Origin of the sequence: Rhodococcus sp. FH8, assembly GCF_019266085.1 — a bacterium.
In the GTDB taxonomy this organism is placed as follows: domain Bacteria; phylum Actinomycetota; class Actinomycetes; order Mycobacteriales; family Mycobacteriaceae; genus Rhodococcus_F; species Rhodococcus_F qingshengii.
Map to the genome: position 1 here is coordinate 16,563 of NZ_LPNQ01000078.1, position 12,084 is coordinate 28,646.

Below are 12,084 nucleotides of genomic sequence, written 5' to 3' on the forward strand. Positions count from 1 at the left end.
CTTCTACGATTCGCGGGGTAGCGCTCGATCCACCGCCGCCTCGACGATCGTCCGAATATCTTCCTCTCCGAACAGGTTCGGCAATGTGAGTCGATCCAGTGCGAGCCAGTTCAGCGACAAATAGAGCAGGCGAACGGTCATCGCATCACCCAGCACGCCCGACGCCAGATGATTGGCTACGTTCAGATCGAAGTCTTCTCGGATGCGGACGGTCAGTACCGCACGCAGGTCCGGTCGACGCGTCGCCTCCAGTCGCAACTCCATGAGCGCGAGGAAACCCGTTCCGAACGAGGTGACGCGCTCGACCACGTCGAGCATGAGCGTCACCAGGCGCTCACGATCGGTGCCGTTGACGGGATCGATCATCCCTTCGAGGTCCTCCGGAATCAGTCGCTCGTAGATCCGGCCACCCGCTTGAGTGAGCAGGTCGTCGCGATTGGAGAAGTAGTTCGACGCTGTCCCGTTCGGCACTGCTGCCTGGGCGTCGACGGCTCGAAACGTCAAGCCTCGAGCACCCTCTCGGGCCAACACCTCGATTGCCGCGTCGATCAGGGCAAGCCGGCGTTCCGGGTTCTTTCGCACTTGACATCACTCCTGACACGACCCTAAGTTAAACCACTACAAACATAGTACTACGAACGGAGCGTTATATGCGAAAGCTTGTGTACTACGTGGGAGCTTCCCTCGACGGATACATCGCGGGGCCTGGTGGCGAATTCGATTTCCTCCCGGTCTCCGAACAGATCACGGCCTGGATATGCGATCGATATCCTGAAACCGTGCCAACGCATGTGCGGCCCGCTCTCGGAATCGAGGACGCTCCCAACAAGACCTTCGACACGGTCGTCATGGGCCGCGGCTCCTACGAGCCTGGGCTGGCCGCCGGAGTGAAAAGCCCCTTCGCGCACCTGCGTCAGTTCGTCGTCTCCACAACCATCCCTGACGCCGAGGATCCCCCCGTCACCATCGTTCGCGCCGATCCGCTTGGGGTAGTCAGATCTCTCAAAGAGGAAGAAGGACAAGATATCTGGCTGTGTGGCGGCGGAACTCTCGCCGGCGAACTACTACCGGAGATCGACGAGTTGATCATCAAGAGGTATCCGGTAGTCGCCGGCGCAGGCATACCGATGATCAGAGGTAACTTCGAGCCGACACCGTTCACACCGACTACAACCGAATCGCTCGACGACGGCGCAAGCATCACCTGGTTGAAGCGAAATACCTAAGGAAGAAGATCCGGTCGACGCTCGGCCGTGCGCTGCAGCGACTGCTCATGGCGCCACGCTTTGATCTTCGCGTGATCACCGGAGAGAAGCACCGGCGGAACTTCGAGGTCGCGCCACACAGCCGGGCGAGTGTAGCTAGGCCCTTCGAGAAGGCCGTCGGAAAACGAATCCTCTTGGTGTGAAAGCTGATTGCCGAGAACGCCGGGCATCAGTCGCACGACAGCCTCGACCATCACCAGCACCGCTGCTTCGCCGCCGATCAGGACGTAATCGCCGATGCTGACTTCTTCGACTCTGACCCGCTTGGCGGCGTCGTCGAAAACCCGTTGATCGATACCTTCGTATCGGCCGCAGGCAAACACAAGGTGCTTGGCGTTGGACCAGCGGTGCGCGGTCTCCTGGGTGAACGGAACGCCGGCGGGAGTGGGCACCACCAGAATGGTCTCGGCATCATCGGGGCCGGAAGAATCGGAGCGCCCGATCACGTCGTCCAGTGCCGGGCCCCAGACGGTGGGTTTCATGACCATGCCGGGTCCGCCGCCATACGGGGAATCGTCGACGGCTTTGTGCACGTCATGGGTCCACGACCGAAGATCGTGGACGTCGACCGAGATCAAGCCACGTTCGATTGCCTTGCCCAGCAAGGCAGCACGAAGCGGTTCGAGATACTCGGGAAAGATGGTGACTACATCGAGACGCATGACAAGCGATCAGTCGCTGTCGGAGTTCGAATTGTCGCTGTTCGACTTGTCACCGAAGTCCGGGTCGAGCAGTCCCTCGGGGGGCTCGATCACCACGACGCCGTCGGCGATCGACACCGAGGTGACGATGGCTGCGACAAACGGGATCAGCAATTCACCGGACGTCTCACCGGCGCGGCGAATAGAGAGCAATTCGCCTGCGGCGGAATGCAATACCTCGATGACCGAACCGATCTCGGTGCCGTCCGTGAGGACGACCTTCAGTCCTTCGAGTTCGTGATCGTAGAACTCGTCCGGATCATCCGAAGGCTCGAGTTCGGAACTGTCGATGACAAACAGTGTGCCGCGCAACGCATCTGCGTCGCCACGGTCACTGACGCCTTCCAGGCGCAGCAGAAGCCGCCCGGAATGATCCCGGGCGGCTTCCACTGTGTACGACTTCAGTGTGGACTCGCGCGGCTTGCGCCCACGCAGCACGGAACCTACGGCAAAACGATCCTCGGGCTCGTCTGTACGAACCTCGACTACCAATTCACCTTTGATGCCATGCGACTTCGCGACACGACCGACTACGAGTTCCACCTGTTTACTGCCGTCTACTGATCGGTGTCGACGACATCAACACGGATACCGCGGCCACCGATGCCGGAGACCAAGGTCCGCAGAGCGGTCGCAGTGCGACCACCCCGACCGATGACCTTGCCGAGATCGTCTGGGTGCACGTGCACCTCGACGGTCCGTCCCCGACGTCCGGTGATCAGCTCGACGCGCACATCGTCGGGATTGGCGACGATGCCACGCACGAGATGCTCTACCGCATCAGCGACGACGGCACTCACTTGTCAGCAGCCTCGGCGTCTGCAGCGGGAGCCTCGGCGTCAGCCGCGGTGTCTTCTGCCTTGGCCTCGTCAGCCTTTGCAGCCTTCTTCTTCTTGGGGGTGATTGCTTCTGCAACCGGCTCGTTCTCGGCCTGCGCGAGCGCAGCCTGGAAGAGCTCGAGCTTGGTGGGCTTGGCTTCCTTGACGCGCAGGGTGCCTTCGGTGCCCGGCAGGCCCTTGAACTTCTGCCAGTCACCGGTGATCTTGAGGAGTGCCTCGACGGGCTCGGTGGGCTGTGCGCCCACGGACAGCCAGTACTGAGCGCGCTCGGAATCGATGTCGATCAGCGAGGGCTCTTCCTTGGGGTGGTACTTGCCGATGGTCTCGATCGCACGGCCGTCACGACGGGTGCGCGAGTCGGCGATGACAACGCGGTACTGAGCGTTGCGGATCTTGCCGAGGCGGGTGAGCTTGATTTTGACAGCCACAGCTGCAGTTCTCCTTCAGCGCGCACAACAGTGCTGCGCATGTCACGTGCAATTCAGCGACCCACACGATTTGTGAGCCCGGTTTTGCCTCTATCCTGTGACCGTCGCAGCGGTACGTAACCGGTTGCGACGAACAATGGTCCATTGTGCCAGATGGGTGGGCTCGTTCGGAAACCACCCTGTGCGCGCTTCGAGAGAGCGGGGACTCCCTAACCGCTCACGGGGGTTCCGCGGAGGATCACACGCATCGGCTTCGCGAGCACATCGGGGTTTACGCGCGGATCTTCGGAATAAACCACCAGGTCGGCGGGCGCTCCTTCTTCGATCCCCTGCGCACCCAACCAACTCCGCGCGTCCCAGCAGCCTGCGCCCAGCGCCTGATGCGCCGTCAAACCGGCAACTTCGAGTTCGGCGATCTCGTCGGCGATCCGCCCGTGCCTGATCGATCCGCCGGCATCCGTTCCGGCATAGATCGGAATCCCGGCCTCGTGAGCGGCACCGATCGTCCGATGTCGACGAGCGTGCAGATCCCGCATGTGCGCCGCGTAGATCGGATACCGCGTGGCGGAGTCCGCGATCTCGGGGAAAGTTGCGATGTTGATCAGCGTCGGAACCAAGGCCGTGCCGTGAGCGACCATCAACTCGATGGTTGCGTCCGTCAATCCGGTGCCGTGCTCGATGCAGTCGATGCCGGCGTTGATCAGGCCGGGCAGAGCATCCTCGGCAAAGACGTGAGCGGTGACCCTTGCGCCTTCGGCATGGGCGGCAGCGATGGCCTCGACCAGAATCTCGTCGCTCCACAACGGGGCGAGGTCACCGATGGAACGATCGATCCAGTCCCCGACGAGCTTGACCCAACCGTCACCGGCGCGTGCCTGACGCACCACCTCGGCCGGCAACTGAGATTCGTCGTCCAGGTCGACCGGCAGGCCCGGGATGTACCGCTTCGGTGCTGCGATGTGCTGACCTGCGCGAATGATCCGCGGCAGATCGAGGCGCTCGTCGATGAACCTGGTGTCGACCGGCGATCCGGCGTCACGAAGCAACAGCACGCCCGCGTCACGTTCGGTCTTCGCCTGCCCCAGCAAGCCATCGACGGTTTCGCCGCCGCCACCGCCGTAGCGGATACCGACGTGACAGTGCGCATCCACGAGACCCGGTGTGATCCAACCCGATTCGACGATCGTCTCCGCACCGGACACCGGCTCGAAGGAAATCAGCCCGTCGACGATCCACAATTCGATCGGCTCGGCATCGGGCAGACCGATACCCCGCAGATGAAGCGCAGCCACCGACTACTTCTTGGGCAGCTTGAGCTGGGAGAGATCGATGCCTTCCAGTCCGGGCGGCAACTGATCGAGACCCTTGGGCATGTTCGACAGGTCGGGCATGCCGGCCGGCATTCCGCCGGGCATACCCGGGAATCCGCCCATGCCGGGGAATCCTCCGCGCATCTTGGGCTGCGTCGGGCCCTTGCCGCCCTTCTTGCCCTTCTTGCCCTTCTTGCTGCGAACCTGCTTACGCGCGCCGGGCATGCCCATACGGCCGGCCATGGCAGCCATCATCTTGCGGGCTTCGAAGAAACGATCCACCAACTGGTTGACGTCGGAAACCTTGACGCCCGAACCGTTCGCGATGCGCAGTCGGCGTGAGGCGTTGATGATCTTCGGATCGTCGCGCTCGGCCGGCGTCATACCGCGGATGATGGCCTGAATGCGATCGAGTTGCTTCTCGTCGACGTTGGCAAGCGCGTCCTTCATGCCGCCGGCACCCGGCAGCATACCGAGGAGGTTGCCGATCGGGCCCATCTTGCGGACGGCCATCATCTGATCGAGGAAGTCTTCGAGGGTGAGCTGACCGGAACCGATCTTCGCTGCGGTGGCTTCGGCCTGATCGGCGTCGAAAACCTGCTCGGCCTGCTCGATGAGGCTCAGGACGTCGCCCATGCCGAGGATCCGGCTGGCCATGCGATCGGGATGGAAGACGTCGAAGTCTTCGAGCTTCTCGCCGGTGGAGGCGAAGAGGATCGGCTGGCCGGTGACCTCGCGGACGCTCAGCGCGGCACCACCGCGGGCGTCGCCGTCGAGCTTGGTGAGGACGACACCGGTGATGCCGACTCCCTCACGGAAAGCGTCGGCCGTGCTGACCGCGTCCTGACCGATCATGGCGTCGAGGACGAAGATGGTCTCGTCCGGGTTGACGGCGTCACGGATACCGGCGGCCTGCGCCATCAGCTCCGAGTCGATACCGAGGCGACCGGCGGTGTCGACGATCACGACGTCGTAATGCTTGTTGCGTGCTTCTTCGACGCCGGCGCGGGCGACCTCGACGGGGTCGGCTGCGGACACGCCCAGTGCGTTCTCGCCGCCGCCGATGGAGGTACCGGGATGCGGCGCGAAGACTGCCGCGCCTGCACGCTCACCGACGATCTGAAGCTGAGTGACGGCGCCGGGACGCTGAAGGTCACAGGCGACGAGGAGGGGCGTGTGCCCCTGATCCTTGAGCCACTTGGCCAACTTTCCGGCCAGCGTGGTCTTACCGGAACCCTGCAGACCGGCCAACATGATGACCGTCGGCGGAGTCTTGGCGAACTGCAGTCGACGAGTTTCGCCGCCGAGAACCTCGACCAGTTCTTCGTTGACGATCTTGACGACCTGCTGAGCCGGGTTCAGTGCACCCGAGACCTCGGCGCCCTTGGCGCGTTCCTTGATCTTGGCGATGAAGCTGCGCACTACGGGAAGCGCGACGTCGGCCTCGAGCAGGGCAAGGCGGATCTCGCGGGCCGTAGCGTCGATGTCGGCGCCGGACAGACGACCCTTGCCACGCAGATCCTTGAGAGATCCGGTCAATCTGTCGGAAAGGGATTCGAACACCGAGTGCGCTCCTGAAGGTCGTGCGAGTTAGCCGTGGATATTCTCGGGCACCAGCCTAGCCGCTACGCCCGCACCGATCCCAGCCGATGCGGGCGTAACTGCCGAAACCGGTCCGTCAATCCTCTTTCTTCTTGGGTTGTGGCACCGGAACCACCGCCAGCACCGCCTCCTCGACGCGCTCTCGCGCCGCGCGGGTATCGGCCTCACCGAAGTCGAGGCAGAACGCGTCGACCACCGAGGAACCCAAGGTGGCGACCTTCGCCCACCGGATGTCGGCTCCACTGTGTTCGAGTGCTGCGGCCAGTCGGCAGAGCAGGCCGACGCGGTCCTCGGTACGCAATTCGAGGATCGCCTGACCGTCACCGGGCGCGTCGAACCAGATGACCCGCGGCGGCGCCTGCGCATAGAGCACCGGAACCGCGGAATCCTTGTTGGTCTGGATCGGGTCGTCCCACTGCTCTGCCCGTGCCTCCTCGTCCTTCGCGTCGAGAAGTTCGAGCAAATTCAGTTCACCGGCCGAAGCCCGGATCAATTCCTGCCGGAGCAGCACCGCCTGCGGGGGTGTGCCGAACCTCGGCGTCACGACAAACGAGTTGACCGCCGAACCTGCATGCGACCCCACCGATGCGGAATGCACCCGCAAGGACTGCAGCGCCAGAACTCCGGCAGCCCGAGACAGCAGCCCGGGAGCGTCGGGCGCGATGACGGTCACGACGTAGGTGTGCGCATTCTCGGCCGGAACGAGCGAGACGTGAACCCCGCCCTCCTCGGCGATGGCCAATTGCTCGGGAGCGAGTGGATCGGGTTGCGGGAGCTCCTCCCCTGCCATCAGCAAACGACAACGACGCACCAGCTCGCCGATCAACGACGACTTCCAGTCGCCCCAGACACCAGGCCCGGTGGCCAGCGAATCCGCTTCCGCCAACGAATGCAGGAGATCGAGAAGGGTCCCGTCTCCCTCGAGTGCGTCGACCACTCGCTGCACCGTTGCCGGATCGTCGAGGTCGCGACGGGTGGCGGTTTCCGGCAACAGCAAGTGGTAGCGCACCATCGCCGTCAACGTCGCGACGTCGGAAGGCCAGAGTCCCAAGCGATTTCCGATCGCGGTGGCCAATTCGGCACCGACTACGCTGTGGTCTCCCCCTCGCCCCTTCCCGATGTCGTGGATCAACGCACCGAGCATGAGCAGATCCGGCCGAGCGACGCGAGTGGTGAATCCGCTTGCATACGCGGCGGTTTCGACCAGGTGCCGATCCACCGTCCACGTGTGGACGGCGTCGCGCGGCGGAAGATCGCGAATGGTCCCCCACTCCGGCAGGAGTCGACCCCAGAGCCCGGTCCGGTCCATCGCCTCGATCACCGGAACCGCACGCGATCCCGAACCCAGCACGACCAAGAGATCGTTGACTGCATTTTTCGGCCACGGTTCACGCAATTCGGGGGCATTGTCCGCCAGGCGATTGAGCGTCGACGCGGAGATCGGCATGCCGTTGGTGGCCGCCGCTGCCGCGACCCGCATCACCAGACCGGGATCCTTCTTCGGTCTCGCATCGCGCGCCAGAACTACTTCGCCGGCATGCTCGACGACACCCTCGTCCAGTGGTCGTCGCACCGGCGCGCGACGCAGCCGCGACAAACCACGCCGGGGCAAGGAGTTTCCGGCGGTACGGATACCGACGTCGACCGAATAGCTGATGGTGCGCGCCGATTCGCTGAGAAGGCGGGCCAGATCGAATCGATCACCGATCCGTAGCGCCGCACCGATCTCGTCGGCGTCCTGTGCTCGCAGTTGGTCGCGGGCGCGACCGGCAACGCGGTGAAGTTCGGTGCGCACGTCGAGCAACCGCCTGTGCGCAAGTGCCAGACCGCCGCCGGGCGAGTTGGGTCCCAGCCCCGGCATCCCGTCGGTCAATTGCGCGATGGACAGGGCGTTGAGCAGTTGGACGTCTCGCAGCCCGCCACGACCGCTCTTGAGATCCGGTTCGGCGCGATGGGCGATCTCGCCGCTGCGCTCCCACCTCGTACGGGTCTGGGTGATCAATTCGTCGAACCGGCTGCGGATGTCCATGCGCCACTGTCGACGGACACCACTGATCAGCAGGTTGCTCAGCTCCACATCGCCGGCAATGTGGCGTGCTTCGAGCATTCCGAGTGCCGCCGTCATGTCGGTGGCCGCAACCTGAAGCGCCTGCGGAAGCGTCCGCACGCTGTGGTCGAGTTTGATGTGCGCGTCCCACAGCGGGTACCACAGGCTGTCCGCGACCTGGGCCACGACCGCCGGGTCCATGTCGTCATGCAGCAGAATCAGATCGAGATCGGAATACGGCAGCAGTTCGCGTCGGCCGAGACCACCCACGGCGACGATGGCAAACCCACAATCCGGTTTGATGCCCAGTTCGGTCCCCTTGGTGGTCAACCAGAATTCGTGCAGATCGACCAGTGCATGTCGCAGCGCGGGGGCGTCGAGCCTCCTGTTCTTGACGCCTCCGGTGAGTAGGGCCTTGCGTGCGCGGGCCAGGTCCGCAGCTTCGTCGGATCCCCCTGACGAGACCGGCCCTGGCCCCGTCGCTTTCGCGACGGAACCAGGGCCGAAGTTCTCGGACCCTTTCGGGTCAGAGTGCATCGCCACCGCGTTCCCCGGTGCGAACCCGGATGACCGACTCGACTGGCGAGACCCACACCTTGCCGTCACCGATCTTGCCGGTTCGAGCGGCCTCGACGATCACCTCGACCACCTTGTCAACGGCCGCGTCGTCGACGACGACCTCGACCCGGACCTTGGGTACGAAGTCCACGGAGTACTCCGCGCCTCGGTACACCTCGGTGTGGCCCTTCTGTCGGCCGTAGCCCTGAACTTCGCTGACTGTCATACCCAGCACTCCGGCCTGCTCGAGTCCGGTCTTGACGTCCTCGAGCGTGAACGGCTTGACGATTGCTGTGATCAGCTTCATGTGCTCATCCCTTTCCAAACTCTGAAGTGCCTGAATTCACTTTAATCACGTGCTGATCACGCGAGGTCGTATGCGGTCTCTGCGTGTTCGGTCTCATCGATGCCGCGTGCCTCGTCCTCGGCCGAGATTCGCCAGCCCAGGGGCTTGAGTGCGAAGCCGATGATCGTCGTCAGAACGCCGGTGAAGACGAGTGCTGCGAGTGCGATCACGATCTGAACCACCAGTTGCTTGTAGTCGCCGCCGTAGAAGAGGCCGGTTGCGGTGCCGAAGAATCCGATACCGATCGTGCCCCACAGGCCGGAGACAAGGTGAACACCGACGACGTCGAGCGAGTCGTCGAAGCCGAAGCGGAACTTCAGGCCGACTGCGAGAGCGGACAGGATGCCGGCTACTGCGCCGAGGAAGATGGAACCGACCGGGTTGAGCGCACCGGCAGCAGGGGTGATGGCGACCAGACCGGCGACCGCACCGGAAGCTGCGCCGAGGCTGGTGGCGTGGCCGTCACGAATACGCTCGGTAGCGAGCCAGGCCAGGACTGCGGCACACGTCGCGGTGGTCGTGTTGACCCAGGCGAGACCGGCGTTACCGTCGGCGGCGAATGCCGAGCCGGCGTTGAAGCCGAACCAACCGAACCAGAGGAGTGCGGCGCCGAGCATCACGAAGGGCAGGTTGTGCGGACGGAAGGCGGTCTTGCCGAAGCCGAGACGCTTGCCGACGATGAGTGCGAGGACCAGACCGGCCATACCCGCGTTGATGTGAACGACTGTGCCACCGGCGAAGTCGATCGGAGCGACGTTGGCGACGGTGACTCCGTCGTCGTTGACCGTGGTGCCGAAGAGCTTTGCCGCGATGCCGTCCTCGGAACCCGAGAGGAGTCCGCCACCCCACACCATGTGTGCGAGCGGGAAGTAGACGACGGTGACCCAGATACCCGAGAACAGGAGCCAGGTGCCGAACTTGACCCGCTCGGCCAGGGCACCACTGATGAGGGCGGTGGTGATGATCGCGAATGTCACCTGGAACGCGATGTCGATGACGTTGGGGTAGCCCCAGGCGCCGGCGATGAAGTTGCCGTCAGCATCGGTGATGCTGTTCTTGAGGCCGAAGAACTCGAACGGGTTGGCAAAAATGCCCCCGATGTTCTCGGTGCCGTAGGACATCGACCATCCCCACAGAACGTAGATGACGCCGATGACGGCCATGGCCCCGAAGGACATCATCATCATGTTCAGGACGGACTTGGACCGAGACATCCCGCCGTAGAAGAAAGCGAGGCCGGGTGTCATCAGCAAGACCAGAGATGCAGCCATCAGCATCCATGCGGCGTTACCGGAGTTCGCCAACAAATCGTCGGTACTCACTTACTACCTCCTAGTCGCACGTGCCGGGCAGCACGTCGTTAAGGAGAAGAGTGCTGGGCTGGTGTTTCGTCCATGGCGCTGTCGCGTTTCGCAGACGTGAACCAATTGCCCAAATTTGTTGCAAACAGGTTTCGCCAGGGGGTTCTACCGACCCTGTGCGCCTTTTTGGTAGTTCGCGCTACCGAAAAGGCGCACGGGGGCGTCAGCCCAGGAGGGCGTCGACGAACGCACCCGGCTCGAACGGCGCCAGGTCGTCGGCACCTTCACCGAGGCCGACCAACTTCACCGGCACACCCAGTTCATGCTGAACCTGGAAGACGATTCCGCCCTTGGCGGTTCCGTCCAGCTTGGTCAGTACGACGCCGGTGATGTCCACGACCTCCGCGAACACTCGAGCCTGCGCCAATCCGTTCTGGCCGACCGTCGCATCGAGAACCAGCAGAACGTCGTCGACCGAGGCCTTCTTCTCGATAACCCGCTTGACCTTGCCGAGCTCGTCCATCAGACCGGTCTTGGTGTGCAGACGGCCGGCGGTGTCGATCAGGACCACGTCGACGCCGTCCGCGATGCCCCGTGAGACCGCGTCGAAGGCAATCGCAGCGGGATCGCCACCCTCCTTGCCACGAACAACTTCAGCGCCGACACGCTCGGCCCACGTCTGGAGCTGATCGGCGGCGGCGGCGCGGAACGTGTCCGCGGCACCGAGCACGACGCGACGACCGTCGGCGACGAGCACGCGAGCCAGCTTGCCGGTGGTGGTTGTCTTGCCGGTCCCGTTGACGCCGACGACGAGCAGAACAGCCGGGTGATCATCGTGCGGCAATGCGCGGATGGAGCGGTCCAGTTCGGGACGCAGTTCGGCGATCAACACCTCGCGCAGAAGGGCGCGGGCGGCAGCCTCGGTCCGGACGCTGCGGGCCGCCATCTGCTCACGAAGCTTCGTGACGACTTTTTCCGTGGTCGCGGAGCCGAGGTCCGCGATGAGGAGGGTGTCCTCGACTTCTTCCCAGGAGTCCTCGTCCAGATCGCCGCCACCGAGCAGACCCAGCAAGCTCTTGCCGACTGCTGACTGCGAGCGGGAAAGGCGCCCGCGCAGTCGGTCCAACCGACCCTCGGTCGGGTCGATCTCGTCCAGCACGCGCGGTGCAGGCTCGACGGGTTCGGGAACGACAACAGGTTCGGGAACGACAGGTTCTTCGACAACAGGTTCTGCTACCGCTGGTTCTTCTACGACCGGCTTTTCGATTACCGGCTCTTCGACAACCGGTTCCTCGACAACAGCGGGTTCTTCGACAACCGGCTCCTCGACAACGGCCGGCTTCTCCGCAACAGGTTCTTCGACGATCGGCTTTTCGACGACAGGTTCTTCGACGACGGGCGGCTTCTCGGCGACCGGAGGTGTCGGAACCACCGGAGGTGGCGCCGTTGCCGTCGACCCCTGACTGAAGTTGAACCCGCCACCGGCCTTGTAGCCGCCTGACTTGTCCTTCTCGGGGGCGCCGAGCTCCGGCTTCGTCTCGGGCGCCTTCAGCGATACCTGCCCCTTGCGGTAGCGCAGGAATCCGGCAACGAGAACGACGAGTAGTACGGCCGCTACAGCCGCGATGATGATCCAAGCCTGGGTAGTCACCGGCCCATTGTTTCAGGCTCCGACCCGGAAAGTGAG

General features: G+C 63.8%; 12 protein-coding genes. 1 reads left to right on the forward strand and 11 read right to left on the reverse strand.

The genetic code is table 11. The features are described from left to right. Positions 1 to 3: 3 nt before the first annotated feature. Entirely contained in the window at positions 4 to 582 is a 579-nt protein-coding gene (locus tag ATN38_RS23890; protein ID WP_218748791.1) for a TetR/AcrR family transcriptional regulator, read from the reverse strand. Positions 583 to 650: 68 nt separating this feature from the next. Between ATN38_RS23890 and ATN38_RS23895 the strand changes: the two genes are divergently transcribed. Continuing rightward, on the forward strand, positions 651 to 1,226 hold the full coding sequence (locus ATN38_RS23895) for a dihydrofolate reductase family protein (RefSeq protein ID WP_065455565.1): 576 nt from the start codon (positions 651 to 653) through the stop codon (positions 1,224 to 1,226). Here ATN38_RS23895 and trmD read toward each other — a convergent pair. From trmD to ftsY, 10 genes are all read right to left on the reverse strand, one after another. After that, positions 1,223 to 1,927, reverse strand: a complete 705-nt coding sequence (gene trmD, locus ATN38_RS23900; RefSeq protein ID WP_003942745.1) for a tRNA (guanosine(37)-N1)-methyltransferase TrmD — start codon at positions 1,925 to 1,927, stop codon at positions 1,223 to 1,225. The two genes, ATN38_RS23895 and trmD, sit on opposite strands and share 4 nt — an antisense overlap. Positions 1,928 to 1,936: 9 nt before the next feature. After that, entirely contained in the window at positions 1,937 to 2,509 is a 573-nt protein-coding gene (gene rimM, locus ATN38_RS23905) for a ribosome maturation factor RimM (RefSeq protein WP_218748799.1), read from the reverse strand. A 14-nt stretch (positions 2,510 to 2,523) separates the two neighbouring features. Next, a complete protein-coding gene (locus ATN38_RS23910; RefSeq protein WP_003939023.1) occupies positions 2,524 to 2,766 on the reverse strand; it encodes an RNA-binding protein in 243 nt (80 codons plus the stop codon). After that, positions 2,763 to 3,233 (reverse strand): 30S ribosomal protein S16, encoded by a 471-nt coding sequence (gene rpsP, locus ATN38_RS23915; RefSeq protein WP_003942818.1) that lies wholly within the window; start codon positions 3,231 to 3,233, stop codon positions 2,763 to 2,765. Before rpsP ends, ATN38_RS23910 begins: the two co-directional genes overlap by 4 nt. Positions 3,234 to 3,442: 209 nt before the next feature. Continuing rightward, complete coding sequence (locus tag ATN38_RS23920) at positions 3,443 to 4,525, reverse strand: amidohydrolase family protein (RefSeq protein WP_218748801.1); 1,083 nt, start codon at positions 4,523 to 4,525, stop codon at positions 3,443 to 3,445. A 3-nt stretch (positions 4,526 to 4,528) separates the two neighbouring features. Next, positions 4,529 to 6,106, reverse strand: a complete 1,578-nt coding sequence (gene ffh / locus ATN38_RS23925) for a signal recognition particle protein (protein ID WP_003942713.1) — start codon at positions 6,104 to 6,106, stop codon at positions 4,529 to 4,531. Between the two features lie 115 nt (positions 6,107 to 6,221). Next, positions 6,222 to 8,729 carry a [protein-PII] uridylyltransferase gene (locus ATN38_RS23930; protein ID WP_054187792.1) on the reverse strand — a complete coding sequence of 836 codons (2,508 nt, stop codon included), beginning with the start codon at positions 8,727 to 8,729 and terminating at the stop codon, positions 6,222 to 6,224. Continuing rightward, positions 8,719 to 9,057 (reverse strand): P-II family nitrogen regulator, encoded by a 339-nt coding sequence (locus ATN38_RS23935; protein WP_003942772.1) that lies wholly within the window; start codon positions 9,055 to 9,057, stop codon positions 8,719 to 8,721. The genes ATN38_RS23930 and ATN38_RS23935 overlap by 11 nt, the downstream gene beginning before the upstream one ends. A 56-nt stretch (positions 9,058 to 9,113) precedes the next feature. Continuing rightward, positions 9,114 to 10,373, reverse strand: a complete 1,260-nt coding sequence (locus ATN38_RS23940; protein ID WP_042450902.1) for an ammonium transporter — start codon at positions 10,371 to 10,373, stop codon at positions 9,114 to 9,116. 247 nt (positions 10,374 to 10,620) lie between these two features. Then, entirely contained in the window at positions 10,621 to 12,048 is a 1,428-nt protein-coding gene (gene ftsY / locus ATN38_RS23945; protein ID WP_058226331.1) for a signal recognition particle-docking protein FtsY, read from the reverse strand. Positions 12,049 to 12,084: the final 36 nt, after the last annotated feature.